Source organism: Micromonospora sp. NBC_00858 (genome assembly GCF_045207365.1).
Classification (GTDB): domain Bacteria; phylum Actinomycetota; class Actinomycetes; order Mycobacteriales; family Micromonosporaceae; genus Micromonospora.
In genome coordinates, this window is sequence record NZ_CP108828.1 from 1643953 (window position 1) to 1670858 (window position 26906).

23 protein-coding genes are annotated in these 26906 nt (G+C 72.0%); 12 read left to right on the plus strand and 11 right to left on the minus strand.

The window, feature by feature from the left end; all coding sequences use genetic code 11:
• Window positions 1-36: 36 nt before the first annotated feature.
• From OG990_RS07800 to OG990_RS07810, 3 genes are read right to left on the minus strand one after another with little or no spacing between them, the layout of a single operon-like run.
• Window positions 37-807: a hypothetical protein gene (locus OG990_RS07800; protein WP_406079565.1), complete on the minus strand. Its 771-nt coding sequence runs from the start codon at window positions 805-807 to the stop codon at window positions 37-39.
• Window positions 808-843: 36 nt separating this feature from the next.
• Window positions 844-2178 carry an HEXXH motif domain-containing protein gene (locus tag OG990_RS07805; RefSeq protein ID WP_406079566.1) on the minus strand — a complete coding sequence of 445 codons (1335 nt, stop codon included), beginning with the start codon at window positions 2176-2178 and terminating at the stop codon, window positions 844-846.
• Window positions 2175-3383 carry an FxsB family cyclophane-forming radical SAM/SPASM peptide maturase gene (locus tag OG990_RS07810; protein WP_406079567.1) on the minus strand — a complete coding sequence of 403 codons (1209 nt, stop codon included), beginning with the start codon at window positions 3381-3383 and terminating at the stop codon, window positions 2175-2177. The genes OG990_RS07805 and OG990_RS07810 overlap by 4 nt, the downstream gene beginning before the upstream one ends.
• Before the next feature lie 272 nt (window positions 3384-3655).
• On the opposite strand from OG990_RS07810, the gene fxsA reads away from it, so the two are divergent.
• The 4 genes from fxsA to OG990_RS07830 all read left to right on the plus strand — a co-directional run bounded on the left by fxsA (window position 3656) and on the right by OG990_RS07830 (window position 10025).
• Complete coding sequence (gene fxsA / locus OG990_RS07815; RefSeq protein ID WP_328415758.1) at window positions 3656-3838, plus strand: FxSxx-COOH cyclophane-containing RiPP peptide; 183 nt, start codon at window positions 3656-3658, stop codon at window positions 3836-3838.
• Window positions 3839-3898: 60 nt separating this feature from the next.
• A complete protein-coding gene (fxsT, locus tag OG990_RS07820) occupies window positions 3899-7732 on the plus strand; it encodes an FxSxx-COOH system tetratricopeptide repeat protein (RefSeq protein WP_406079568.1) in 3834 nt (1277 codons plus the stop codon).
• Window positions 7733-7744: 12 nt separating this feature from the next.
• Window positions 7745-8743: a hypothetical protein gene (locus tag OG990_RS07825; protein ID WP_406079569.1), complete on the plus strand. Its 999-nt coding sequence runs from the start codon at window positions 7745-7747 to the stop codon at window positions 8741-8743.
• Window positions 8744-8843: 100 nt separating this feature from the next.
• A complete protein-coding gene (locus tag OG990_RS07830; RefSeq protein WP_406079570.1) occupies window positions 8844-10025 on the plus strand; it encodes a hypothetical protein in 1182 nt (393 codons plus the stop codon).
• Window positions 10026-10041: 16 nt separating this feature from the next.
• Here the strand turns inward: OG990_RS07830 and OG990_RS07835 are convergent, their stop codons facing one another.
• Window positions 10042-12207 carry an AAA family ATPase gene (locus OG990_RS07835; protein WP_406079571.1) on the minus strand — a complete coding sequence of 722 codons (2166 nt, stop codon included), beginning with the start codon at window positions 12205-12207 and terminating at the stop codon, window positions 10042-10044.
• A gap of 334 nt (window positions 12208-12541) precedes the next feature.
• Here OG990_RS07835 and OG990_RS07840 point away from each other — a divergent pair, with 334 nt between their 5' ends.
• Window positions 12542-14407 carry a RyR domain-containing protein gene (locus tag OG990_RS07840; protein ID WP_406079572.1) on the plus strand — a complete coding sequence of 622 codons (1866 nt, stop codon included), beginning with the start codon at window positions 12542-12544 and terminating at the stop codon, window positions 14405-14407.
• The gene (locus OG990_RS07845) at window positions 14407-14919 is read left to right on the plus strand and encodes a hypothetical protein (RefSeq protein WP_328415766.1); all 513 of its coding nucleotides are present in this window, start codon (window positions 14407-14409) and stop codon (window positions 14917-14919) included. The genes OG990_RS07840 and OG990_RS07845 overlap by 1 nt, the downstream gene beginning before the upstream one ends.
• A gap of 134 nt (window positions 14920-15053) precedes the next feature.
• On the opposite strand, the gene OG990_RS07850 is transcribed toward OG990_RS07845, so the two are convergent.
• The gene (locus OG990_RS07850; protein WP_406079573.1) at window positions 15054-15749 is read right to left on the minus strand and encodes an NAD(P)-dependent oxidoreductase; all 696 of its coding nucleotides are present in this window, start codon (window positions 15747-15749) and stop codon (window positions 15054-15056) included.
• 66 nt (window positions 15750-15815) lie between these two features.
• Here OG990_RS07850 and OG990_RS07855 point away from each other — a divergent pair, with 66 nt between their 5' ends.
• The 4 genes from OG990_RS07855 (at window position 15816) to OG990_RS07870 (ending at window position 19844) form a co-directional block, all read left to right on the plus strand.
• Window positions 15816-16400, plus strand: coding sequence for a TetR family transcriptional regulator (locus OG990_RS07855; protein WP_406079574.1), 585 nt, complete (start codon window positions 15816-15818; stop codon window positions 16398-16400).
• 153 nt (window positions 16401-16553) lie between these two features.
• Window positions 16554-17786 (plus strand): MFS transporter, encoded by a 1233-nt coding sequence (locus tag OG990_RS07860; RefSeq protein ID WP_406079575.1) that lies wholly within the window; start codon window positions 16554-16556, stop codon window positions 17784-17786.
• Window positions 17787-17901: 115 nt separating this feature from the next.
• Complete coding sequence (locus OG990_RS07865; protein ID WP_406079576.1) at window positions 17902-18057, plus strand: hypothetical protein; 156 nt, start codon at window positions 17902-17904, stop codon at window positions 18055-18057.
• Window positions 18054-19844 (plus strand): gamma-glutamyltransferase family protein, encoded by a 1791-nt coding sequence (locus tag OG990_RS07870; RefSeq protein ID WP_406079577.1) that lies wholly within the window; start codon window positions 18054-18056, stop codon window positions 19842-19844. Before OG990_RS07865 ends, OG990_RS07870 begins: the two co-directional genes overlap by 4 nt.
• Here OG990_RS07870 and OG990_RS07875 read toward each other — a convergent pair.
• On the minus strand, window positions 19841-20524 hold the full coding sequence (locus tag OG990_RS07875; RefSeq protein WP_406079579.1) for a GntR family transcriptional regulator: 684 nt from the start codon (window positions 20522-20524) through the stop codon (window positions 19841-19843). The genes OG990_RS07870 and OG990_RS07875 overlap by 4 nt on opposite strands.
• A gap of 69 nt (window positions 20525-20593) precedes the next feature.
• Between OG990_RS07875 and OG990_RS07880 the strand changes: the two genes are divergently transcribed.
• Window positions 20594-21310 (plus strand): YoaK family protein, encoded by a 717-nt coding sequence (locus OG990_RS07880; protein ID WP_406079580.1) that lies wholly within the window; start codon window positions 20594-20596, stop codon window positions 21308-21310.
• A 24-nt stretch (window positions 21311-21334) separates the two neighbouring features.
• On the opposite strand, the gene OG990_RS07885 is transcribed toward OG990_RS07880, so the two are convergent.
• Genes OG990_RS07885 through OG990_RS07900 form a run of 4 tightly spaced genes read right to left on the minus strand, consistent with a single transcriptional unit; the run spans window position 21335 to window position 24592 of the window.
• Complete coding sequence (locus OG990_RS07885) at window positions 21335-21961, minus strand: response regulator (RefSeq protein ID WP_406079581.1); 627 nt, start codon at window positions 21959-21961, stop codon at window positions 21335-21337.
• On the minus strand, window positions 21958-23181 hold the full coding sequence (locus tag OG990_RS07890; RefSeq protein ID WP_406079582.1) for a sensor histidine kinase: 1224 nt from the start codon (window positions 23179-23181) through the stop codon (window positions 21958-21960). The genes OG990_RS07885 and OG990_RS07890 overlap by 4 nt, the downstream gene beginning before the upstream one ends.
• A 32-nt stretch (window positions 23182-23213) precedes the next feature.
• On the minus strand, window positions 23214-23666 hold the full coding sequence (locus tag OG990_RS07895) for an ABA4-like family protein (RefSeq protein ID WP_406079584.1): 453 nt from the start codon (window positions 23664-23666) through the stop codon (window positions 23214-23216).
• On the minus strand, window positions 23663-24592 hold the full coding sequence (locus OG990_RS07900; protein ID WP_406079586.1) for a hypothetical protein: 930 nt from the start codon (window positions 24590-24592) through the stop codon (window positions 23663-23665). The genes OG990_RS07895 and OG990_RS07900 overlap by 4 nt, the downstream gene beginning before the upstream one ends.
• A gap of 168 nt (window positions 24593-24760) precedes the next feature.
• Between OG990_RS07900 and OG990_RS07905 the strand changes: the two genes are divergently transcribed.
• Window positions 24761-25507: a glyoxalase gene (locus OG990_RS07905; RefSeq protein WP_406079587.1), complete on the plus strand. Its 747-nt coding sequence runs from the start codon at window positions 24761-24763 to the stop codon at window positions 25505-25507.
• 189 nt (window positions 25508-25696) lie between these two features.
• Here the strand turns inward: OG990_RS07905 and OG990_RS07910 are convergent, their stop codons facing one another.
• Window positions 25697-26809 (minus strand): RNA-guided endonuclease InsQ/TnpB family protein, encoded by a 1113-nt coding sequence (locus tag OG990_RS07910; protein WP_406079588.1) that lies wholly within the window; start codon window positions 26807-26809, stop codon window positions 25697-25699.
• Between the last annotated feature and the right edge of the window lie 97 nt (window positions 26810-26906).

Sequence of the window (26906 nt, forward strand, 5' to 3'; positions counted from 1 at the left end):
CGCCCCGACGTCGGCGCGCCCGTGGTGTCAGAACGGTCAGCCGGCACCGTTCGAGCGCTGGATGAGGTGCTGGACCCACTTGTCGAACTTGCCGCTGGCCCCGCCGAGCAGGCCGGTCAGATCCTGCTCGGTGACCATTCCACGGTCGGTCAACGACACGATGAGGCCGCGCAGCCGCCGGTGGTCGTCCGCCTCCGAGGGCTCGACCGGGCCGCCGGTGCCCATGTGCCGCTGCAGGTCCTGGAGGATGTCCATCATCTGCGGCAGCGTCTCGATGATCTGCGACAGGCCGGTTTCGTGCGGGCTCGACGAGCCGCGCAGGTCCTGCAGGGTCAGGGCGACCGACATCGGGGTGACGATGTCGGCGTCCGTGGTTATCGAGTCGATGGCACGGCCGAGCTGTTCCATGGCGGAGTGGACGCTGTCCAGGTCGGTGTGGTCGACCAGGATCGTGCGCATGCCCTGCACGTCGAAGGGGAGTTGCTGGTCCTTCGCCATCAGCTGCACGAACGGCTTACGCAGCGCGTGCCGCACGGCCAACTCGTAGAAGACGTTGGCGTTCTGGTCGGTGAGGTCGGCGATGACCAGGTCGTTCTGGATGATCCGGTCGAGCACCTGCGAGGTGATCAGGCCGGCGCGTTCGATCTCGTCACCCCGGATCGCCTGGAACCCCCGCGCTTCGACCACCGGGCGGATGACGTGCTTGAGGATCTGGTCGCTACGCCGGCGGATCTCGGAGCCCTCCGGGCCGATCGGAGCGATCACGAAACACTCACGGCGGGTGGGTTGCTCGTTACCGTCCCCCATGCGCGACAGCGTAGAGGAGCTCGGCGAGTCTCGCTGTCACGCTGGTCGCGCCCCGGCCCGCTCCCGGTCCCAGCGGGCCCGGTGCGCGGCGAGCAGCTGCCCGGCCTCGGCCGCCGCGTCCGGGGTCACCGGTTCCCGGGCCCAGCGGTCGAGGACCGGTGCCATGCCGTCGACCAGGCATCGGCCGACCGTGGTCAGTCGCGGCTGCGCGGTCAGCACCTGGACGGTCTCCCCGGCGGCCCGGGTCCACCGGGCGAACTCGACCTCGGCGTGGTGCCGGGCGGCCCGGTCATGCTCCACCAGCCGCTGCCGGCGCCAGAAGCCGGCCACCCCCAGGTGGGCGTACGCGCCGTGCAGAAGGCCGTCCAGCGGTCGGGGGTCGGGTCGCCACGGCGCGTAGAACGACTCCTCCGGCCCTGGCTCCACCAGCGGGAACAGGTCCGTCAGCGCGGCCAGCTTCAGGTGCTGGATCTCGTGGGCCAGGGTGACCGCCGTGGAACGGGCATCCGGCGGCAGGGACATCGCCACCGACCCGAAGCCGTGGTGGAACGTGCCGCTGCGGACTCCGGCCCGTGGCGCGGCGAGCGGCACCAGTGCGCAGAGCGCCGCCGCCAGCTCCTCGGCGACCGCCCGATGCTCGTCGGTGAGCAGGCGCCACGCCCCGCGCAACCGGTGCAGCCACCGTCCCGGGTCGGAGACGGGACCGGCGATCGGGTGGGCGCCGACCTCGACCGTCATCGGCACGTGTCGCCACGTCCCGGTGTCCAGCAGCAGTCGCAGCGAAAGCCCGCCGTGGGTGGCGCGCAGCTCGGGGAAGGGCCGCCACCGGTGGTCGGGCACGTGGTCGTACCCGATCTCGATCCGCTCGCCGGCGCAGCGCACCTCCGCGCGCCCGCCGGCGCACCGCACCCGGGCGCGGGTCGCCGTGGGGTCGACCCGCAGGGTGCCGAGGCCGGGCAGGTCCAGCCGGCCCGGCGTGGCCGGGTCGAGCGGCACGTCCAGGTCGGCGTCCGCGCGGGCCCGCACCGCCGCGGCCGCGGCCACCGCCGCGAGCAGACCGGGGTACGCCGCCGCGCGTCCGCCCCGGCGCAGCAGCGACGCGGTGCCGAAGGCCCAGGCGGCCACCGGCGGATGGCCCCACGCCGCCCGGCGCTGGTCCCGGGTCAGCCCACCCACCATCCGGTACGCCGCCTCGACCGCTGCCCGGTCCGGATGGTCCACCCGGTGGGTGAGGACGACCAGAGCCCGGATCAGCATCAGGTTCTTGCTGTGCTGTGCGGCCCTCAGCAGCTCGATGGCGGCCGAGCCGCCCTGCCCCTTGGCGAGGTCGTCGAGGATGGATCGCGGCAGCCGGTGCCCGGCCGGCGTCACCGCGCCGCCCTCCGCAGCGCCGTCACGTCCCGGCGCAGGGTGCGGCGGATGTGGCCGATGAGCCGGTACAGGTCGGCGCAGTACACCGACGGGTTGTCGAAGCCGCTACCGGCGCGCCAGCGGTGCGTGTAGAGGCCGCCGCCGCAGACCCGGTGCAGGTCGCAGGCGCGGCACTCGGCGGAGAGCCCGGCCACCCCGGCCTGCTGCGCCCGGACGCCGGGCTGGTCCAGGGCGGCGTCGAAGGTGTCCCGGTCCACGTGCAGGCCGGTGTGCCCGGCACCGGCGTGGGCGGCGCCGAGGGTGTCGTCCATCTCGATCGCCCCGTCGGTCTCCACCACGGCGACAGCGACCGGGCTGACCCCCACCCCCGCCAGGCGGGAGGAACCACCGAGCAGGAGTTGGATGATCTCGTCGAAGAGGCGGACCCGGGTCTGCTGCCCGCCGTCGGCGTGCCACTCGTCGAAGACGGCGATGAGCCAGTCCGCGTACGGGGCGTGCAGTGGGTCGGGTGGGCGGCCGGCGGGCGGCGCCGACCAGGTGCCGTGGGGCAGCAGGAAGTCCACCACCGGGGGCTGGTGGGCCAGCAGACTGCGATAGGTGGTGAGCGGATCGTTGCGCAGGTCGACGGTGCAGAGCAGCCCGTTGAAAAGCCTCCGATACGACCCGGTGAGCCGGTGCAGCGCGGCCTCGACCCGGTCGTGGCTGCCCTGCCCGTCCGGCCCCCGTCGGTGCCGGTCGTGCGCGGTGCGGTCCCCGTCGAGGCTGACGCTGACCCCGACGTCGAGCCGGTCGAACAGGCGCAGGAAGGAGTCGTCCAACCGGACGCCGTTGGTCTGCACGCTCACCCGAGCCGGCACCGGCGCGGCCCCGCGCCGCAGCAGCTCGACGGCCCGTGCGACGCCGCCCACCCCGGACAGCAGCGGCTCGCCGCCGTGCAGGACGATGCTCACCCCCTCCAGCCCGTGCCGGTGGGCGTGCTCGCCGATCCGCTCCCCGGTGCGCGCCAGCGTCGCCGCCGACATCACCCGGGGTCGGGACCGCCAGCGTTGGTCGGCCATCGTGTAGACGTAGCAGTAGTCGCAGGCCAGATCGCAGCGGCTGTGCAGCTTCACCACGAACTGTCGAAAGGGGACCGGTCGCCTCGGCGGCGCGGAGCGGACCGTCGCGCCGAGCGACGGCTGGTGGCCGCCAACGGGTCCGGGCATCAGACGCTCCGCCGTCCTGTCGGTCGCCGATCCGGCCACCTGACCAGAGTGGAGCATACATCGACATGCGACGTTCCGCGTGCCGCCGCCGACCGGCGGGTGCCGGTGCGGACCCGTCGTACCTGGTCTGACCGCCGTCCGGCTGTCCGCCCGAAGTGCGGCGCACGGTTATCATGAGCACACTCAGCGGATCTGGCCACCGGTCAATGTCTGGCCCGGCGGTGGGGAGCGGACCGGGCGCGACGCGACACGGAGACAGGCGGTGGTCGGGGATGGACACCGGAGAGGACGACTTCCGTTCGGAGCTGATCGACCTCACCGACCTGGACCTCACCGAGTTGGACGCTCTGCCGGTCGGCGTCCTCGTAGCCGCGCTGCGACGGCTCGACCGCCGCGCCGCCGCCCCCGGTGACCAGTACGCAGGCTTCGAGAGCGCCCTCGATGGCGACGACTGACCCCACGGGCGCCGCGGCCGACGCTGGCGACCCGCACCACCGCCCGGGCCGGGGAGAGCCATGAACATCAGCAGGGATGCGACACCGGGTATCGCCACGATCGTCTCGTTCGTGTCGCCCGCCGACGACACCGGCCGCAGCAGCGCGGTGGCCAACGTCGCCTGGATCCTCGCCGGCAACGGCAAGAAGGTGCTCGCCGTCGACTGGTGCCCGAAGACCCCTCGGGTCTACGACTTCCTGCGCCCAGTCCAGGTGGACGCCGTCCCGGCTGCCCGGGAGCTGGGCGACGACCTCGCCGCCGTGCTCACCCCCGCACCGGACGCGCCGCCGGTGCCACCCGCGACGATGATCGCACCGACCGCGCCCGAGCAGGGCACCCTCTACCGGTACGCGGTGTCCGGCTCGACCGCCACGTTCGCCATGGTCGGTCTCGGCGCCACCGCCGCCGGCCCGCCCACCGGCGATGCCGCCCGGCTCCGGCAGCTGCTCCAGCAGGCCGAGTACGACTACGTCCTGATCGACGCCCCGGTCGACCTGACCGAGCCGGGGATCACCCACGGCGCGATGCTCAGCGACGTCGCGGTGGTGTGCATGCCACCTCGCCGGCCGGCGGTGCAGCAGGCCGCCGGGCTCGCCGCGGAGCTGCGGCAGCGGGCCACCGGCGGGATCCGGGTGCTGGCCGCGCCAACCCTGCACGAGGTCCCCGAGCCTTGGCGCGGGGAGTCCCGCGACTTCGTCCGCCAGGCCTTCGCCCGGCTGCTCGAAAAGCCGTCCGACGCCCCCGACCCCGCGGCGGTGGGGATCGTCGAGGTGCCGGGGCGCAACTACGACACCTTCGAGGACGTGTTGTCGGTGCTCGCCGACGAGCCCGACGACGCGGGCAGCCCGCTGGCGGCGTACGAGCGGATCACAGAGTGGATCACCGGGGGTGAGGTCACCCGGGCGGCCCCGGTGCCGGAGCGGATCCGCAAGCGCTACCGGCATGCGGTGCTCCTGGAGCCGGCGGAGAGTCTCGGCGACATCGCCGTGGCGTACGACCCGGTCGACCGGCCGTGGGCGGACTGGATCAGCGGGCAACTGCGCCGCACCGGGGTCCGGCCCCACCTGTGGGCGGTACGCCCCGGCGTGGAGCCCGACTTCGGGCCGAACGCCACCGTGCTGGCGGTCCTCTCGCCGGATCTCGCCGACCGGGCCGGTGCGGAGCTGTCCGGGCTGCGTCCGGAGTCCGCCGACCAGTCGGCGGAGGTGCTCGGCGTGCTGGTGGCCGGCGACGCGTGGCGGGAGCGGTTCGACCCCGAGCGGGTCATCGATCTGCGCGCGGCTGACGCCATCCGGGCGCAGTCGCTGCTGCTGAGCCAGCTCGGCCTGATCGCCTCCGCCCAACCCGCCGGCGACCTGCGCAACGTCGCGCGCTTCCCGGCGGACGCCGACCGGCGACTGCGGTTCAACGTGCCGCCCCGCAACCCGTCCTTCGTCGGCCGGGACGACTACCTGGAACGGGTGCGCGACCACCTCGCCAGCGAGGACCGCCCGTTGACCCTGACCGGCGGCGCGGGGGTCGGCAAGAGCGAGCTGGCCCGGGAGTTCGCGCATCGCTTCGCCTACGACTACGACGTGGTCTGGTGGATCCCCGCCCAGGACCGGGAGACCGTCCAGAACGGGCTCGGCGCGCTCGCCGACGAGATCAACGCGGTGGACAGCACCGGGGCTGCGGAGGCCGCCCTGGAGGCGCTCTCCGCACCTGACGGTGCCTTCCCGCGCTGGCTGCTGATCTACGACAACGCCGACGACGCCGATGTGCTGACCGGCCTGCTGCCGCACGACGGCGCCGGGCACGTCCTGATCACTTCCCGGGACGACGGTTCCTCCGGGCTGCCCTCACCGCTGGAGGTTGCCGCCTTCACCGGCGACGAGAGCGTCGCGATGCTGCGCCGGGTGCTCGGCATCGGCACCGAGGACGCCCGGTCGATCGCGGTGGCGCTGGAGCACCTGCCGCTGGCGCTGCGCCTGGCCACGGCCTGGATGCGGCAGCGCGTCGTACGGTTGGAGCACGGCGGGGTGCCCAGCCTGGAGGCCGTGGGCCAGGGTGTTCGGGAGTTGCTGGCCGCGCTGGAGGGACAGTCCGACGAGGACCTCGGCGAGCAGATCCCCGGGTCGCACACCGCCAGCGTGGCCCGGGTCCTCAGGATCACGCTGGAGGCGCTGCGCGCCACGCCCTTCGGTGAGTTGGCCATCCGGCTGGCCGAGCTCAGCGCCTTCCTCTCGCCGGAGGGCATCGGGCTGCCGCTGCTGCGTTCCACTCCGATGTTGACCCAGCTCGCCGCCGCGTCCGGCACCGACGCCGACGAGTTGCTGATCAACGCCGTCGAGGTGGACCTGGTCCTCACCGTCGGCGCCCGCTTCGCGCTCTATGACGTCGACTGGGGGCACGGTGCGGCACTGCGGATGCACCGCGCCATCCAGGTCCTGCTCCGGGAGGCCATCCCTGAGCCGGAGCGGCGGGAGCGGCACCGGCAGCTCCTGCACGGCCTCGCCGGCTACGCTCCGACCGATCCGGAGGCCGACGACAACCGCTACGCGGCGGTCTTCGACGAGCTGCAACGGCATCTCGTACCGGCCGGGGCGCTGGAGTCCGACGACCGGCGGGTCCGGCACTGGGTCGTCAAGCAGGTGCGCCACCTGTTCCTGTCCAACGACAGCGATGCCTGGCGCTCGGCGCTGCTGTTGGCCTCGGCGGCGTGCGAACGGTGGGACCGCGGTGACGAGACCGACCAGTTGACCATGCGGCTCTTCGTCCAGACCGCGAACCTGTACCGGGCGCTGGGCAACCACCAGGAGGCGCTACGGCTGGACGAGCGGGTGCTCAGCGAGCAGCGCCGCCGCTACGGCCTGCGCCACTTCCATACCCTCATCGCCGGTCGCGGCCGGGGCGGTGACCTGCGCGGCCTGGGCCGCTTCGAGGATGCCCTGGTCGAGGACCAGGCCACCTTCAATGGCTTCCGCCAGACGGTCGGCGACGACCACCCGAACACCCGGATGGCCATGAACAACCTCGGGATCTCCTTCCTGCTCACCGGCGACGCCCCGGAGGCCCTGCGGCTCGCCCGCCTGGAACGGGACCGCCGGATGCTGCTGTTCGGCCCGGAGGACCCGCGGACCTGGCGGGCGTCGTGCCAGGTCGGCACCTGCGAGCGGGAGATCGGCGAGTACGAGCTGTCGCTGGCCACCCTGCGGGAGGCGCTCGCCCGCATCCACGAGCTGCCCACCGGCCGCCTCCTCGACGAACTGCGGGTCAATCGCAGCCTCGCCGTCACCGAGCGCCGACTCGGCCTGACCATCCCGGCCAAGAAACGCAGCACCGAGACGTTCCGCGGCTACGTCGAGCACCTCGGCGAGGACCACCCGCACACCCGGGGCAGCCTGCTCAGCCTGGCGGCCGACTACTACCACGCCGGCGACGCCGGGATCGCCGTCAAGCACGCCATGCGGTGCCTGCGCGGTTACGAGCGGAAGCTGGCGTCGGGGCACCCGTTCACCGCGATCTGCTCAGTCAACCTGGGCCTGTTCCAGCGCGGCTCGAAGGAGTTCGACCAGGCCGTCTGGTACGGCGAGCGCGGCCTGCGCTCGCTGCGGGCGAAGCTCGGTGACGCGCACCCGTGGACGCTGGCGGCGACGACCGGCCAGGCCGGCAACCTGGCCGCCCGTGGGGACCTCGACAGCGCGCTGCCGGTCCAGGAGGAAACATGCGTGACCTCCCTGCAGTATCTCGGCCGTGGCCACCCGGTCACGCGGGACGCCCTCGCCAACCTCGCCGCGATCCAGGCGCTGCGCGACGACGCCCCGAACGCCGCCGCTGCGCTGACCGACACCGACATCGATGTGCCGCAGAGCTGAGGGAGTGACCTGGTGACGGATCCGGAGCTGCACGACGCCCTGGTCGAGGAGACGGCCGAGCAGGACGTCCCGGGTTTCCTCAAGAAGCGGGACCTCTGCCGAGGACTGCTGCTCAGCGGCTGCGGCGTCTACCACGTCGCCTACTACACCACCGGGGTGCTCGACTTCGCGCTGGACCTGTTCGCCCATCCGTCCGCCCCGCCGCCAAGCGACGAGGCCGACCCGTCGCAACGCCGCGAGGTGCACCGCCGGGTCGGCGCCCAACTGGTGTACCGGGTCAGCGAGCTGCACCGCCGGCTGGGGGAGTTGCACACCGGGGCACTGATCCGGACGGTCGTGCAGACCCGGTCCGGTCTCGTCTTCTGCAACTCTGTGGTGGGCAACGAACACGTGGTCGGCTTCGCCGCCGTACCCGGGGCGGACGCCGAGCCGGTGGCCGACCCGAGCCGGGTCGGCGTGGTCGACCGGGCAGCCTCGCAGCTCGCCACCGACCTGCGCCGGCTGCTGCGGCAGCGGTCGCAGAACCCCGGCGGCTGGAACGCGGACACGGACGGGGAACCGACACCTGACCCGGCGCCGGGGGAGGACTTCCCGACCCACGTGACCGGGTCGTCCACGCCCGACGGGGCCCTCACGGCCGCACTGCGCCCCGCGGGCCTGCACTACCTGAGCCACCACCGGATGGGTGAGCACGCGGCGGTCGACATCCTTGAGCACCCCGATCTGGAACCGTTCTTCAACCGGGGCATCACCGTGGCCGATCGGCGGGACCGCTACCAGCGCCTCGCCGGTGACCTGTCGCTGCTGGCCCTGCAGGTGGGTCGGGACCTGCGCCGGGCCGTCGCCGGAGACGTCACCCGGCTGGTCCTCGACGTGGAGATGGGCGCGATCTACTACTACCGGCTCTCCTCGGACGACTACCTGTTCGGCGTCACCCTCGACCAGGACCTGGTCGCCCGCGCGGACGAGGAGATGGCGACGGTGGCCCGACGACTCGCGGTGCCGGCCTGAATTGTCCGGGGGGATCGACGTGGTTCGTGATTGAGGTGGTTCTCCGCCGTCGGTATCGTCACCTCGGATCAATCAGGAGCGACGCGTCGGTTGGATGGCCGTGACCGTACTGGCGAGATCAGCGGCCGTGGTCGCCGCCGCCCTGGCCGGGTTGCTGGTGGCCTGGGCCGGCGACATCGACGGGCTCGAACGCGCCCCCGAGTACCTCCTGCTCGCGTCGGTCCTGCTGGCGGTGGGCCTGGTCGGGAGCACCCGGGACATCAGCCTCGCCGAGGTCCGTGCCCACCTGGGCACCGTGCTGCTGGCCGTCACGGTGGGCGTGGTCGCCAAGGCCGCGCTCATCGCCGGGGTGATGGTGCTGGCCTTCCGCGACCCCGCATTCCTGGTCCTCGGTGTGGCCGTCGCCCAGATCGACCCGCTCGCGGTGGCCGCCATGAGCCGTCCCGACCGCACCTCGGCCCGCGCCCGCTCCATCCTGTCGATCTGGGCGTCCTTCGACGACCCGATCACCGTGCTGCTCACCGTCTACGTCTCCGCGTTCGCCCTGGACCTCAGCGGAGGTGACGGGGGCGCGCTCGCCGGCGCGATCAGCGATCGGCCGCTGGAGCTCCTGGTTGACCTGTTCGCCAACATCGCCTTCGCGGCGGGCGCCTGGCTGCTGTGGCTGCTGCTGCGCGCCGCCGGCCTGCGGGAGGACGGGCCCCGCCCGGTGCGACCTCGGGTCCGGTCGGCGCTCAACTGGCTGGCCGTGGCGCTGCTGGTCGCGCTGGTCCTCTTCGCCGCCTGGCAGTTCCTCATGCTCGGCGTGGCGATCGCCGGGCTCTTCTTCCGACCCCGCCTCGGCCCGGTCGTCGGCCGGTCCACCCAGGCGGCGTACCTGGTCGCCACCTTCCTGCTCGGGCTGTTGCTCGTGCAGGGGGTCGACGTCGTCCCCGGCGTGGTGCTCGGCCTGGCGGCCGTGGCGGCCCAACTGGTGGTGTCGGTGCCGATCACCCGTGGCCTACCCACGTCCGACCGGCGCTACCTCGCCTGGGGGCAGCAGAACGGCATCACCGCGGTGATCCTCGCCCTCGTCCTCGAACGGGACTTCCCCGGCACGGTGGGCATCGTGGCGACGGCCATCGTGGTCATCAACGTCATCCACGCCCTGGCCACCGCGCTGCTCGACCGGCGTCGCCCCGGCGGTCCCGGAATGGTCGCGCCCCGGCCGGACGCCGACCCGACCGGGCCGCCCCGGATGCGTGAGGTCCCACCGGCCCGCACCCTGGAAGCGGACCGTTGAGCCCGACCGGCGACGCTCAGCCGGCCAGCAGCAACTGACGGACCCGACCACCCAGCCCGTCGAAGACCGACCGCGCCTGCGACCAGGTACGCGACCGATCGGCCGGGTCTGCCCCGTCCTCGCCACCCGCGCCGGGCTTGGCCAGCCCGCTCAGGGTGTCCAACTGGAACAGCGGCAGGTACTCGGCGATCCCGTCGTAGGTCTCGCAGAGCAGGTCCAACCGCTCCAGATCCGTCGGCTGAGGATTCGCGCGGTGGCCGGCGTACCACTGCTCGGCCCCTTCCCGGAACGCCTCTATCAACCGGCGGAGGACCACCGACGTACCGACCGCGCGCTGCACGTCCCGGGACCGCAGCAGCGACCGCAGGGCCTGCCCGCCGTCGGCGCCAGCGACGGTCGCCACGCGGTGCGGGGCGAACGCGTCCCGCAGCCGCCGCTCGAAACCGGTGAGCTGGTCCAGTGCCGTGATGGCCTCGACGAAGACCCGGGCAACCCGCCCCGGCAGCGGGTACGTCACCCCCGTCGCCGCGTCGTGCCGCTCCGGTACGACACTCAGCCGTCCCGCCGGGCCGGCCAGGTCCTGGCGCAGCTCGCCCCGGATCTCGTCGAGCTGGTACGACAGCTGCTCGATGGAGCGCTGGGTGTTGCTCTGCTGCCGGTGGATCCGTTCGACCCGCTGCCGTACCGAGGTCAGGGCGTCCGCGCCGATCGCCTGCTCCAGCCGGCGCATCAGGGCCTTGACGCTGCCGGAGAGATCCTCGGCGAACGACTGCGGATCGTGGACGATCGGTTCGACGCTGAACGTGCCGGCGAGGTCCGCGGCGAACTCCGCGGGCAGGTGGCCGACGACGACGAGGACGACCTCGCTGTCCGGGACCGCCGCCCGGATCGCGACGACCCGCCGGTTGAGCTCGTCGACCTCCTCGGACTTGAGGACCGACTCGGTGAGCAGCACGCAACAGCCGGCGTTGCGTTCCTCCAGGGGTATCCAGAAGTCCACCGGGAGGTCGCGCATCGACCCGACCAGATGGTCCCGCTGGTACGACCAGCCGTCCTGAGTGAGCACCCGCCGTACGTCGGCGGCGACGTCCTGCCGGTTGGCCAGGTCAAACTGGACCCGGACCACCTCACGGACCATGACGTGGGTGACCGGCGTACCGGCCTGGGCGGCGCGCTGGAAGAGGTGGTAGCAGAGCCGGATCACCCGCCGGGGCACCCCGTCAGCGAGGTTGGCCAGGTATTCGGTGGTCTCCACGGTGAAGGGTGCGAGCCGCGCCTCACCGAGCGCCCGTAGTTGGGTCTGCCGGATGAAGGTGCGGACGTCCGCACCGCTCAGCGCCGACATCCGCACGATCGGCCCGATCCGCTGCCGCACGTCGGTGCTGAGCAGATGGAGCATGTCGGGCAGCCCGGCGATCACCAGGAAGGCCCCGGCGGAGGTGAACACGCCGAGCAGCCGCTGTAGGCGGGCCATCGTCTCCTGCCCGGGCCGGCCGCCCGCGGTGAGGATCTTGTCCAGCTCGTCGAGGACCAGGACGAAACGTTCGTGCCGCCGGCCGTGCAGCAGGGCCAGCACCCCCATCGCCTCGACGGCGGTGGCCTCCACGTCCGCGCTGGGGGTCACGCCGGCGGCGACCAGCGCCGGCCCCGGCGGGTGACCCGACAACCAGTCCCAGGCGGCCGCCTCGGTGGCCGGGTCGAGCAGCATCGCCAGCGCGGTGCCGAAGGCCGGGTCGGTGGTGACCTCCGCGAGCTCCTCGCGCAGCCGCAGGACGAGCAGATCCGTCGAGGTGGTGCGGCCCGCCGGGTCCGTCCGGTACCGGGTCAGCAGGTCGCGCACCACGTCGCGGGACAGCAGGGTGAGGAACCGCCGGTGCAGTGACAGGAACGTGTCGCCCGGCGCGTCCAGGTAGATCGCCCGCCCGGCGGCTCCGGTGACCCGCCGGGTATGGGCGAGCAACTCGACAGCGAGGTGGGTCTTGCCGGTGCCGTAGTCACCGACGACGGCGACGACGGCACCGTCGCCGGTGCGCAGGTAGTCGTCGAGTTGGGCGGTCGCGTCGCGGATGGCAGCGGTGATCACCGTGCTGCCGCCCGTGCCGTCCTCCGTAACCCGGGCCACGGCGGTCGGTGAGAAGGGATTGACCGGGCCTACCGCCGGTGGACCTCCGAGTGCGTCCATCTCCCTGATCCTCCGGTAGCTCCGGCCTGGGCGCCAGGTGTCGGGGGACCCGAGGCCGACCCGCTCGTGCGCCCCCTCCGGCCCGTCTTGCAATCGTAGCCCTCGGTAGCCACCGGAGGGGACCGGTACGCAGCCGCAGACTGCGGCGCTCACCTGCAAAAAGGGCCGATCAGCCGGGGTGCCGCTGGTCCGGTCGGATCGACTGCGTCGAATACGATTCGGGATGGACCGATCCCGCGTGATCACCGGGAACGGTCCGGGCGGTCGGTGGGCACCCGGCCGCCGGCCGGCGACACTGGTGCGAAGACGGTCCCGCGGACGAGGGAGTTGGTCGATGACGGGTCCGGTCCCCGGTGCGTACCGCCCGGCCGGACGGTCACTGCGGGCGGTCTTCGCGGTGATCGGACTGCTCGCGCTGGTGCTCGGCTTCATCGGCTTCGAGCGGCTGCTGCGGGCCGAGCCGGACACCGGCCACGACCTGTACGACGTGATCTACTACGACCTCCAGCTCTTCGTGCTCGGCGCGGAGCCGCTGCAGGAGCCCGGCCCGTACCCGTGGCAGTTGCAGGTCGCCCGGTTCGCCGCCCCGCTGTTCACCCTCCTCGCGGTCGTGGAGGCCAGCCGGCTGCTGCTGGCGGCCGAGATCCGGCGACTGCGCGCCCGCCGGGCCAGGGGGCACGCCGTTGTCTGCGGCGACTCGCAGTTCGCCCACATGCTCGCCGACCGGCTCTTCAGCGAGGGCGAGCGGGTGGTCGTGGTGCGCGCCGAGCCGTTCGGGCCACTGGAGTACCGCCGGCACCGCTACCTCGGGGTCACCGGCGACCCGACCAGCCCTGAGGTGCTGCGCGGCGCCGGCCTGCCGCACGCCCGCACGGTCTACGCCTGCACGGACGACGACGACCGCAACCATGCCATCGCCAACGCCGCGAGCCGGCTGATCCAGGACCGACGGCAGCCGGCCCGGGTCTACGTGCAGGTCCATGACCCCGAGATGTGCCTGTCGTTGCAGGCCCGACGACTGGGCGCCGCCGGCTCCAGTCGGCTGCGGCTGGACTACTTCCACGTCGACGACGTGGCCGCCCGGGCCCTGTACCGGCACCATCCCCTGCCCACGACGACGGGACGCCCGGTCCGGATCCTCATCGCTGGTCGGGGCAGCTTCCGTCGGGCCGCGCTCGTGGCCACCGCACGGCACTGGCAACTGCGCCAGGCCGAAGCGCCGGCCGGTCGGCCCGTGCCACCCCTGCACGTCGACCTGGTGGCCCCGGACGCGACCGCTGAGCTCGCGCTGGCGACCACCCGCCACCCCTTCCTGCCCACCGCCTGCGAGGTGCGGGCGTACGACCTGGACCTCGACGGTCTGGTCGACTCGGGAATGCTGCGCCGCGGCTACGACCGGCTCTACGTCTGCGCCGTGGACGAGCGCAACGGGCTCCAGTTGGCGCTGGACAACCCCGAACTCTGGCAGCGGGCGGAGAGCACGGTGTTCGTACCCGTGTACCGGCAGGCGGCGCTCGCCGCCGCGTTCCACGGCGACCGCCGGCACGACCTGCTCGACGAGGTGCACGGCCGGCTCCAGCTCTATCCGGTGCTGACCCGGGCCTGTGACGCCGAGTTGATCGCCGAGGACCTCACCGAACGGCTGGCCCGGCAGATCCACGACAAGTACCTCCAGTCGCAGGAGCGCGCCGGGGTGCGCCGGGGCGACACACCCGCCATGGTGGACTGGGCACGGCTTCCCGAGTCGCTACGCCGGGCCAACCGTGCCCACGTGCAGGACATCGCCGCCAAGCTGTTGAGCCTCGGCTGCGTGGTGGCGCCCCGGCACGGCCCCACCGCCGGGGCGGCGGACCCGGACGCCGTCCGGGCCATCGACGACCGGATCGACGAACTGGCCCAACTGGAACACGAACGGTGGTGCCGGGAACGGCGGGGGGAGGGCTGGGTGTACGGCGAGCCGCGGGACGACACCCGCCGCCGGCACCCCGCGCTACGACCGTGGGACGAGCTGCCGTGGGACGTCCAGGAGACGAACCGGGACGAGATCCGGGCGCTGCCGGAGGTGTTGTCCGACGCCGGGTTCGAGATGATCCGGCTGACCCCCGACCCGACCGGCCCGCCGGGGCCGCCCCGCCAGGCCGGTGGCCCGGAAGGCTCCCCGCGCGCGTCGGGCGACGCCTCGGGGGAGAGGATTGTCTGATGACCTTGGACCCTGCGCCGGTCCGGGTGGGGATCACCGGGCACACCAACCTGACCCCCGCCACCGAGCGGCTCGTCTACGACGCACTCCGTACCGAGCTGCGACGGATCAGCGAGCGGCCGGTGCGGGGCGTCACCTGCCTGGCCACCGGCGCCGACCAGATCTTCGCGCGGGCGGTGCTCGCCACCGGAGGCACGTACGAAGTGGTCCTGCCGGCTCCCGACTACCGTGACCGGGCGATTCCCGCAGCCGGCCGCGCCGCCTTCGACGAGCTGCTCGACCAGGCGGCCGAGGTCGTCCACACCGGATGCCGGCACTCCGGCACGGCGGCCTACGTGGCGGCGAACCGGGAGCTGCTCCGCCGGGTGCACCGGGTGGTGGCTGTCTGGGACGGGGAGACCGGCTGCCACGAAGCGGCGACCGACCGGACCGTGGGCTGGGCGCGGCAGCGCCACATCCCGACGACCGTGCTGTGGCCTCCCGGCGCACGGCGGACGTCGACCGCCGGTTGAGGCGGCACGACGGTCCGCAACCAGGACCGCACGGTCGGCGCGCTGGTCCGGCTGGCCGTGCGCGACCAGCACGGCAAGCGGGACGACGGGCCCTCGCAACCGTCGGGCGGCGGGCCAGGACGCGGGCTGGTGCGTCACTTCTTCCTCATGACGGCCTCGCGCCAGATCAGACCCGCGATACTCGGCCGCACCTCGGTGGTGATCACCGCCATCGCCCGCCGGACGAAACGGTCGTCGGTCAACTGCGCCACCATGCTCGCCGCCAGATCCGCACGTGCCGTGAACAGGCCGTCCGCGACGTTCTCGGCCACGTGGTAGCGCGTGGCGGCCGGGTGGTCGAACAGCCCGGACGGCCGGACGATGGTCCAGTCCAGGTCGCTGTCGCGTACGAGCGACTCCATGCGACGCATGTCCTCGTGCGCGGTGCGGCCCACCCTGCGGTTGAACAGCGGATCCAGCACGTTGTTGAAGAAGAACTCGCCGGTCGGTCGCCACGTTGGATCCATGACGCTGGAGCTGACTGTGACAAGGCGCTTCACCCCGTGTCGGTGCATCGCGGCCACGATGTTCGCGTTGCCCCGTGAGTACACGGTGATCGGCCTCGGGGTGAGCGGGACACCCAGGCTGGACAGGACGGCATCGCTGCCGGCGACGGCCCGGTGGACGGCGTCCAGGTCCGCGACGTCGGCGCTGACGACGGCGAGGCCGGCGCGGGGCTGGACGTTGTGCGGGCGGCGGGTGACCGCGACGACCTCGTGGCCGGCGGCCAGGGCCTGCTCGATGATCTGGCGGCCGGTGGGGCCGGTGGCGCCAAAGACGACAGTGCGCATGTGCTCACTCCTCGTTGCGGGGTTGACGACGTTGACCGTGCCACCGGAGAGGCGCATTATTCAATCGTGTTGAATAAAACCCGGGGTCGACCTCGAGGCAACCCCGATACCAAGGCCCGCATCGCCGAGGCCGCGCGCGAGCTGTTCCTGAAGCACGGTTATCCGGGCACGACGGTCCGGGCGATCGCCGCGGCCGCTGACGTCGACTCGGCGCTCATCAGCTACCACTTCGGCTCCAAGCAGGGCCTCTTCAGCCAGTCGCTGAACCTGCTGTGCGTCGAGCCCGCCGCTCTCGACCAGGCCCTGCGGGGTGACCAGGCCGGCCTGGCCGACCGCCTGCTCGACTCGGTCACCGGCCTGTGGGACGCCACCGTGCCAGCCGAGAACCGGATGGCGGTGCAGGACGACGACACAATGCGCGCCCTGCGTGACTACCTGGACGGTGAGCTGCGCCTCCGCATCGCTGAATTTCTCGGCGGGCCCGACGCGACGCAACGCGCCACCGCCGCGGTCGGCGTGCTGGGTGGGCTGATCTTCACGCGGTACCTGAACCCGATCCGTTCGATCGGTGGGCTGTCCCCGGCCGACGTCCGGCGCGTCTTCGGGCCGGCGCTGCGGGCCGCCCTGCACGACCGACCCCGTCGGTCGTGAGCCCGAGCGCACCACCTGATGAGGGCGTTTAGGGCTGTTACCGCACCTCGGCCGAGGGCCGCGGCCATGCTGCACACAGGGACAGCAGCCGCGACGGGAGGGTGCGGGCGGCGCCGGCCCGCAGCAGGGGTTTGAGCCCGGGGGGGACTGGTCATGTCCAACGCCAGCCAGGCCGATGGCGGAACGGCGCGGTCCGGTTCCACGTCAGGCGCCGTACGGGTCGCCTTCGCGTTCTGGATCACGCTCGTGGGAACCACCGTGCCGACCCCGCTCTACCCGCTCTACGAGATGGAGTTCGGTTTCTCGTCGTTGACCGTGACCGTGATCTACGCGGTGTACGCGCTTGGCGTGGTCGTCGGTCTGCTGATCTTCGGCCGCCTCTCGGACCAGATCGGCCGTCGGCCGGTCATCCTCACCGCACTGGTTCTCTCCGTCGCCGCCGACGCCGTGTTCCTGGCCGCCGTGGACCTGGCGATGCTCGTCGTGGGCCGCGTGCTCGCCGGTCTCTCCGCCGCACTGGTCATCGGGGCGGCGACCGCGGCGCTGGCAGAGCTGATCAAGGATCCGCGGCATCCCAGGCGGGCCGCCACCGTGGCGATCTTCGCCAACCTGGGTGGTCTCGCCACCGGCACCCTGCTGGCCGGAATCGTGTCGGACGTGGCGCCCGAGCCGCTCCGGCTGCCCTGGGTCATCGTGCTGGTCCTGGCGGTGGTCGGGATCATCGCGATGATCGGGGTGCCGGAGACGGTGGCGCAGCGTTCCCCGCTGACCCTGCGACCTCAGCGGTTACGCGTACCGCCGAACATCCGCGGCGACTTCGTCCGTTCCGCGACCACCGCCGGCGCGGGCTTCGCCGCACTCGGAGTGCTCACGGCGGTGAGCGGATTGTTTCTCGGCATGGTCCTGCACGAGGAGTCGCACACCCTGGCCGCGCTGGTGGTCTTCCTGGCCTTCGCCGGTGCCGCGTTCGGTCAGCTACTGACCCGTGTTCTGTCCTCACGTACCGCGCTGGCCTGCGCCTGCGCTGGCCTGATCGTGGCGGCCGGCCTGCTCGCGTTCAGCATGTGGATGGCGGTGCTGGTGACCCTGCTGATCGGCTCGACGATCACCGGTGTCGCGGCCGGGGTCGCGGTCGGCGACGGCATCACCACGATCACGATGAAGACCGCGCCGGAAGGCCAGGCCGAAGTGGTGTCGACCTTCTTCGCCATCCTGTTCGCCATGCTCGGCGTGCCGGCGGTCGGTGTCGGCCTGCTGATCCAGGTGACCGGTCTGCGTGCCGCTGCCGAGCTCTTCAGTGCGGTGGTGGCGGTGCTCGCGTTGGTCGTCCTGGTCAGCCTGGTGCGGGATGGCCCGGCCCGCGCCGGGGCGCGTCCCGCCGGCTGAGGCGGGCCCGGGTTTTGTCCACGATGACCGGGCGTTCGAGAGCCCTCCAAGGGTCTTGCGGCGGTCATCGTATACAACATACGCTCCCCGGGATCGCCCACTCGAGGAGCTCCCGATGACGAACCTCACCTTCAGGGAAACGAGCCTGCCCCGCCGCCGTCCGCTCCGGGCCGCCGTGGCCGCGGTCGCTGTCTTCTGCACGGTCATGGTCCAGCCGGACGGCACCGGGCCTGACGTCCGGGCCGCAGATACGAGTGAGGTGTTGTCATGACGTTCACCACCAGACCGACGCTCCAGGGCACCTTCGGCATGGTGTCCTCGACGCACTGGCTCGCCAGCCAGTCCGCCATGGGCATCCTCGAACGCGGCGGGAACGCCTTCGACGCCGCGGTCACCGCCGGGTTCGTGTTGCACGTCGTCGAACCACACCTCAACGGCCCCGGCGGCGAGGTGCCGGCCATCGTGGCGACCGCCCAGGACCCGAACCCGAAGGTGCTGTGCGGGCAGGGGCCGGCGCCGGCCGGTGCCACCATCGCGCACTTCCGGTCCCTCGGGATGGACCTCATCCCCGGATCCGGCCCGCTCGCGGCGGCCGTACCCGGCGCAGTGGACGCCTGGCTCCTCCTGCTGCGCGAGCACGGCACGCTCTCCCTTGAGGAGGTGCTGGAGCCGGCGATCGGCTACGCCGGTGCCGGCCACCCGCTGGTGGGCAGGGTCGGTGACACCGTGGCGGCCGTGCGGTCCCTGTTCGAGGAGCACTGGCCCACCTCCGCGCAGCTCTGGCTGCGCGACGGCAGGCCACCGGCGGCGGGGGAGATGTTTGCCAACCCGGCGTACGCGCGGACCCTGCGACGACTGGTCGAGGCCGGGCAGGCCGCCGGCACCGACCGGGAGGCACAGATCGAGGCCGCTCGTCGGGCCTGGAGTACGGGGTTCGTCGCCGAGGCGATCGAGCAGTTCAGCCGGCAGCCGTTCCAGGACTCCAGCGGAAGTCCCCACGCCGGTCTCGTCACCGGCGCCGACCTGGCCGGCTACTCGGCGACCTGGGAGGAACCGGCCACCCTGGACTGGCACGGCTACTCGGTGGCGAAGACCGGTTTCTGGGGCCAGGGGCCGGTGCTGCTGGAGACGCTGTCCGTCCTCGACGCGCTCGACGACCCCGGCGCGTACGACCCGGCGACCGCGACCGGCATCCACGCCCAGGTCGAGGCGCTCAAGCTCGCCTTTGCCGACCGCGAGGCCTGGTTCGGCGACGGCGGCGACGTGCCCGCCAAGGCGCTGCTCTCCCGGGAGTACGCGCGGGAGCGGGCCGCCCTGATCGGCTCCCGAGCGTCAGCGGAGCTGCGGCCGGGGCGTCCCGACGGGGCGGAACCCCGCCTGCCGGCGCACGTCCGACCGGGTGCCGGGCGTCCGACCGCCCCGACGGATCCCACGACGGGGGAGCCGACGGTGCAGTCGGACGGGGTGACCCGCGGTGACACCTGCCATGTGGACGTGGTCGACCGCTGGGGCAACATGATCTCCGCTACCCCGAGTGGCGGCTGGTTGCAGAGTTCGCCCACCATTCCGGAGCTCGGCTTCCCGCTGGGCAGTCGGCTGCAGATGTTCTGGCTGGAGGAGGGCCTCGCCTCGTCGCTCGCCCCGGGTCGGCGACCGCGTACGACGTTGAGCCCGACCATGGTGCACCGCGACGGGGAGCCGGTACTGGCGTGCGGCACACCCGGCGGGGACCAGCAGGACCAGTGGCAGCTGCCGTTCCTGCTTCGGCATCTCGTCGGCGGCCAGTCCCTGCAGGAGGCCATCGACGCGCCCGCGTGGCACACCGTCAGCCTGCCGGGGTCGTTCTACCCGCGCGACATGGAGCCCGGCGTCCTGGTGGTGGAGGACCGGCTCGACGAGGACACGCTGGCGGCGCTGCGGGCGTACGGGCACGAGGTGCGACTGTCCGACGCGTGGAGCCTCGGCCGGCTCTGCGCCGTGACCCGCGATCCGGACACGGGCGTGCTCGCCGCCGGAGCGAACCCCCGGGGCATGCAGGGCTACGCGTGCGGCCGTTAGTGGGCCGATCCGTATCCGCCTTCGGCGTTCTCGTAGGCGGCCGCGGATGCGGCGTCGAGATGGTCGAGTGCGGCCCGCTCGGCGCGGTCGCCGTCACCTGACTCGATGGCGTCGACCAGCTGGATGTGCTCGGCCCACGAGTGTGGAGCGCGTTCCGCCGCACCCAGCCGGAAGACCCACTGGACATGGAGGTACAGCGACTTGGCGATCGACGACAGCCAGGGGTTTCCGCTGATCTGGAGGATACGCAGGTGCAGAGCGCTGTTCAGCTCGGCGACCCGGGGCAGGTCATGCCGCTCGGTCGCCTCGCGGCCCTGGTCGAGCAGCGCGCGCAGGGCCGCCACGTCGGCCGCGCTCGCCCGCTCGGCCGCCAGCCGGGCGGCCAGTGTCTCCAGGCGCTCGCGGACGGCGAACATGTCCCCGATGGTCCCGCTGCTGGGCGAGGCGACGACTGCCCCACGGCGGGGGAGGATCACCACGAAGCCCTCCGCCTCCGCGACGCGCAACGCCTCGCGGACGGGGTTGCGGGAGACGCCGAAGTCCTCGGCCAACCGGTCCTCGGTCAGCCGCTCTCCGGGGAGGTAGTCGCCGTCGATGATGGCGGTCCGCAGTGCGGCGAGGACCTGGTCGCGTAGCGGTAGGTGTTGAGCGCCGAGCTTGTCCCGCAGGTCTTCAGCCAACCTGATCGCCTTTCCGTGATCTGTCGGGACAAAGTGTATACGAAGAACAATCTATGGAGGTGGCCGACAGTGTCGAGCACAGCGCCCCGCGTCATTCACCCCCGCGCCGCGGCGCAGGACAGCCAGCACCTCCTGCGGCGGCGGCAGGCCCTCGTCGTCGTGCTCACCTTCCTGACCGGAAGTGCCGACGCCATCGGCTTCCTCGCCCTCGGCGGAGCCTTCGCCAGCGTCATGACCGGCAACATGGTCCTCCTCGGACTCTCGGCGGGCCGGGGCGAGGCCGAACTCGCCCTGACCTCCGGCTGCGCCATCGTCAGCTTCATCGTCGGCGTCCTCGCGGGCGCCCGCGTCGTCGGCTCGGCCCGGCCGGACGATCCCGTCTGGCCGCGACGGGTCACCTGGGCGCTCGTCCTGGAGCTCGTGGTGTTCGTCGTGTTCCTCGTCGTCTGGGAGATCAGCCTTCCCACCCACGACGAGCACGTCCATCTCGCGCTCCTGATGCTGTCGGCGGCGGCGCTGGGCGTGCAGAGCAGTGCGATCCAACGGTTCGGCGTACCGGGCCTGTCCTCCACGTATCTGACCGGGACCCTCACGAGTCTGATCGCCGGCGTCGCCGCGCGCAGCCCGTGGCGCAGCCTGCGGCCCAAGGCCCAGGTCCTGCTGGCCCTGATGACCGGTGCCGCGGTCGGTGCCCTGGTCGCCCTGCACCTACCGGTACTGGCGCCGGCGCTGCTGATCGTGCCGCTGGTGCTCGTCATCGCCGTGTCCTCGCGAATGAGGTCATAGCCGTCCACCGAGCGCGAACACGGGTCAGGCCCCGCGGGCGAACAGGGCCAGGCGGACCCGATTGGGACTGTCGGTCTTCGTCATCAGGTTGGTGATGTGCGTCTTGACCGTGGTGACACCGATGTGGAGCCGGTCGGCGATCTCGGTGTTGGACAGGCCCTCGGCGACGAGGTTCAACACGTCCTGTTCGCGGGCGGTCAGTCCCTGCACCGGCCGCGGCGTCTCGGCACGGGCGTGCACCGCGCGCTGGACCAGGCGTTGCAGCACCTCCGGGCTGAACGGGCTGTCACCCACGGCGGCCCGGCGGATGCCGTCCAGCAGCTCGGCGGGGGGTGCGTCCTTGAGCAGAAACCCGCAGGCGCCAGCGGTCAGGGCGGCGTAGAGGTGGTCGTCGTCACCGAACGTGGTCAGCACCAGGACGCGGGTGGCGGGGCGGTCGGCGAGGATGCGGCTGGTCGCGGTGATCCCGTCGACACCGGGCATGCGCAGGTCCATCACGACGACGTCGGGGACGAGTCGCGCGGCGAGCGGGATCGCGTCGCGGCCACTGTCGGCCTCCCCGACCACCTCGATGTCGGGTTGGGCATCGCAGAGCATCCGCAGGCCCGCGCGGATGAGGTGCTGGTCGTCGACCAGCAGGACGCGGATCACGCCGCCTCCGGCGCGGGCGACCCGGCAGGTGCCTCGCGGTCCCGGGGCACCGACACGGCCGACGGTCCGGCGGCGGACGCGGCCGGCACGGCCGGGAGGACGGTACGCACCCGCCACCCCGTGTCGGTCGGGCCCGCCTCCAACTGGCCGCCGAGGACCTCGACGCGTTCGCGCATGCCGGTGATGCCGTGACCGCCACCGGGCGGCACCGCCGGCACCCCGCCGCGCCCATTGTCCGATACCTCCCAGTGCACGGCCCCGTCCCGGACCGCAACCACCAGGCGTGCCAGCGCGGACGTCCCGGCGTGCTTGGCCACGTTGGTCAGCGCCTCCTGGGTCAGGCGTAGCACGGCCAGGCCGCGCACCGCGTCGAGCGAACCGATCGCCGGGTCGAACTCGGCCTCCACGGTGACTCCGGCCTGGCGGGCCCGGTCGACGGTCGCACCGAGCGCCGCTGGCAGCGCCGACGGCTCGATCGCGGTCAGCGCGGCGTCACCGCGTACCCCACCGGGGTTGCGCAGGACCGCGACCAGCCGGCGCAGCTCCGCCAGGGCGGCGGTCCCCGTGCCGTGTACGTCGTCGAACACCTGGCCCACCCGGGGGTCCAGGTCGGTGAGGACGTGCCGGGCCACGCCGACCCGCAGCACCATCGACGCCACGTGGTGCGCGACGACGTCGTGCAGCTCGCGGGCGATGGCGCTCCGCTCGTCGGCACGCGCGGCGCGGCTCTCCGACTCGTGCCGGCGCTGCTCGGCCGCAGCCCGCTCCACGGCCTGCCGGCTGAGCTCCCGGTTGGTCCGGATGACCAGACCGAGCAACAGCGGTACGCCGACCTCCGGGGTCAGCCCGACGAGGCCGGAGGCGACCCGGCCGAGCGGGTCACCGATCGAGTCGGTCAGATCGACCACGGCCAGCAGCGTGGCGGCGAGCCAGATGGTGCGTCCTCGACGCACCCGCATGGTCACTTCCAGCAACGCCCAACTGGCGCCCACCTGGTTGATCGTGAAGTCGTCGATCAACGGGATCGCGATCGCCAGCAGCCCGGCCTGCACCACCAGATTGGCCAGCGGTCGACGGTGCAATACCAGCGCCACGGCGAACGCGACCACCGCGAGGACCCACTGCGTGACCGTCGGCGTCGGCCCGGCCCGGGTGCCGAAGGCCAGGTAGCACACCCCGCTGAGGTCGAGCAGCACCATCCGCACGAGTGTGTTCCGCATGTCGAACAGCCGTCCCGCCCACCCCACGGGGGTCAGCCTAGGGGCTGCGGCGCTGGGGCGACGACCGCCGACCGTGGCCACCTGGCCCGGACCCCGAGGTAGGCGGCCAAGCCGAGCGGCCCGAGCAGGATCGTCAGCACCAGCACCGGAGCCATGACCAGCGCCGGTACCCCCCGTTCCCGGCTGTCCAGCCAGGCCCACCGCCCGACGAACAGATCGAACGCGATCATGTGCGCCCAGCCCACCGCCGCGCCGTCCGAGGTGCCGAGCAGATCCCGCACGCCGTCCAGGGTCGGCGACGTCACGGCCGGCAGCACCTCGCCGAAGGCCGGGATCACCAGCAGGCCGTAGATCACCACGACCGGCAGCACGATCAGCGGCGAGGAGATGATCCGGGCGGTCCACGACCAGCGCGGCAGCAGGATCATCAGCGCCCAGAACGGCGCGGCCACCGCGAACGTCAGGGTGAACAGCGTCGCGGTCATGCGGCCAGCGCCAGTTCCGGGCCGCGCCGACGAGCCACCACCAGGCCGGTGGCGGTCGCGGTCACGACCACCAGGGCCGCGACGGCCGCCAGCGTGAGCGCGTCCGGACGCAGCAGCGGCTGACCGCGCAGGGCCTGCCAAGTCAACAACACCGTGAGCACGCCGTACACCGCGCCCGCCACGACCACCAGCCGTGCCCGGGTGCGCTCGTCCAGCCGCGTGCCAAGGAACCGGCTCAGCAGGATCGCCAGGATCGGCAGCGCCTGGAGGGCGTGCAGCCCCACGAAGTGACCGATCCGCAGATCGCCACCGGTGGTGCTCCAGCCGACCAGTGGCAGCCCCGCCCCGCCGTCCGTGACCCCGACGCTGTGCGCCCCGCTGATCCCCTCGATCCCCGGATCCTGGGCGGGCAGCACCATCGGTACCGCCGCCAGCATGCCCAGCAGGGACAGGCCGAGCCCCCACCCGACCGCGCGGGCGGCGATCCGATCGGGGATCCGCCGTTGCAACACCACGATCCCGATGACGAAGTGTGCGAAGAACAGCACCATGATCGACGCACCCATCACGCCGAACAGGGCGGCGTTCAGCGGGGTCGTGTCGTTGAAGTGGCTGGTCGTACCGCGGATGACCTGCCCGACGATCACCACCATCTCGATCACCGATGTCGCGACGATGACCGTGGCCGCCCACTCGGCGATCCGGCTGCGGCGCGGCAGCAGCGACAGCATCCAGGCGAGGGTCGTGCCGTACACCACGAAGGACACGGCGAACTTGAACGGCTTGAGCCAGATCGGCACTCCGGTGAGGACGCGCGAGTCGACGAGCATCCCGACCGCGGAGACGACGGCGAGCACCGCCATGGCGTAGACGAAAACCATAAGTGGGCGGTGCCAGTGTGCCGCCCGGCGCAGAGCGATAGTCATGCCTGTAGATGCTCCCGACCGAGCCCCGTGGCCGCGTCCGACCGCGAGCCCCGGTTGCGGCCGGAGGTCGGAGCGCCGTCTCCTCCCTGGGTAGGAGACGAAACGAGGTCATGGCCCCTCGTCTCTGCTGGCACAATGGCCGGCCTGTCTACGGGATCGGAAGTGGCCATGACGATCAACGAGGACCGGATCCAGCCCAACGAGACCATCGTGCCACTGCTGCACTGCGTGTCGCCGGAGGCGACCCTGGCGTTCTGGCGTGCGCTCGGGTTCGACGTGCACTACGAACAGACCAAGCCGTACGTCTACCTGGCCTTCGGGTGGAGCGGTATCCACCTGCACTACGATCGCGCGCCGAGCGACCTGGACCCGACGGCGGAGACCAGCGGCGGCTGCCTGGTGATGGTCGACGAGGTCGCGGCGTACCACGCGGCGTTCACCGAGGCGATGCGCCGCACCTACGGCAAGGTGCTCGCCAAGGGACTGCCCAGGATCACCCGTTACCGCGCCGGCGCGTCCCGCTTCGGCATCGTCGACCCGTCGGGCAACACCATCACCTTTATCCAACGGGACGAGCCGGCGGTGGAGTACGGCGGTTCGAAGGAGTTGCAGGGGCTGGCCCGAGTGCTCGACAACGCCCGGATCCTACGGGAGTTCAAGATGGACGACCGGGCGGCGTTCCGGGCACTCAACCCGGGCCTGCGCCGGCACGGCGACGACGCACCGGCGGTCGAACAGGCGTTGGCGCTCGCCGGGCTGATCGAGCTGTCGGTCGCGCTGGATGAGCTGGAGCGTGTGCCCGACTGGGGGAGCCGCCTCCAGGCGCTGACGTTGACCGCGCAAGAGCGTACGGAGGTGGAGAAGGCCGTCGCCGATCCCACCATGCTCGGGCCGTGGTTGCCCGACGCGAGCTGACGTCCGTCGGCGATAGTCGTTTCGGTCGGGCCGTTGCAGGGAACTCTCGGGCCAGACGAGGAGGTGTTGACATACTCCACCGCCCTGAAGGGCGGGGATTCCCTCGGTCGCCCGAGGGGGTTCCTGTTTCACCGGGCCGTGCCTTCACCGCTTTCGCGGGTCGGGTCTTATCGGCCCTCCACAGGCGTTTTACCTCTCCGCCAGCCCGGCGGCGAGAATGTTCCTCGCGGCGTTGACGTCTCGGTCATGCACGACATCACAGCCGGGACACGTCCAGACACGAACGCCGAGAGTCATCGCTGTGTTGATCCGCCCGCATGCCGAGCAGGTCTTCGTGCTCGGATACCAGCGGTCGATGGCGATAACGGTCCGCCCATACCAGGCGGCCTTGTACTCGATCATGCTGCGCAGTTGCGTCCACGCCGCGTCGGAAATGGCGCGGGCCAGACTGTGGTTGCGCAGCATGGTGCGCACACTGAGATCCTCGATCACGACCGTTTGGTTCTCGCGGACGAGTCGAGTCGACAGCTTGTGCAGGTGATCCCGCCGCCGATCGGCGATGCGGGCATGGATGCGGGCCACCGCAAGCCGAGCCTTGGCCCGGTTGGCGGAGTCCTTGCCCTTACGGGACAGGTTCCGTTGCGCCTTGGCCAACTTGCGCCGGTCAGCGCGCTCATGACGCGGGTTGGTGATCTTCTCCCCGGTGGACAGGGTGAGCAGACTGGTGATGCCCGCGTCCACCCCTACCGCCGTGTCGACCGGCGGGAGCGGTGTCACGGTGGGATCCTCGACCAGCAGGGACACGAACCACCGACCGGCCGCGTCACGGGACACCGTGACCGTGGACGGCTCGGCGCCGTCGGGCAGTGCCCGGGACCACACGATGGTCAGCGGCGCGTCCATCTTGGCCAGGGTGAGCTGCCCGTCACGCCAGCGGAACGCCGAGCGGGTGTACTCCGCCGACGCCCGGGACTTACGCTTGGACTTGAAACGCGGATACCGCGACCGCTTGCCCCAAAACGCCGCGAACCCGGCTTGCAGGTGCCGCAGCGCCTGCTGCAACGGCACGGAACTGACCTCATTGAGAAACGTCAGCTCCTCGGTGCGCTTCCACTCCGTCAGCCACGCCGACGACTGCACATAGGTGCTGCGCTGCCGGTCAACGGCCCACGCACGGGTCCGCGCATCCAAGGCCAGGTTGTACACCTTTCGCACACACCCGAAAGTGCGGTTCAACTGCTCAACCTGCTGCGGGGTCGGATAGAAGCGGTACTTGTACGCACGCTTCACCACCTCACCCATGCCTCACATCCTACCAGTAGTTCATGTAAGTCTATCCCTGAGGGGAGCGGCGTTTCCTCCCCCGCCTGAAGGCAGGGGTATCCACGCCGCGACACCG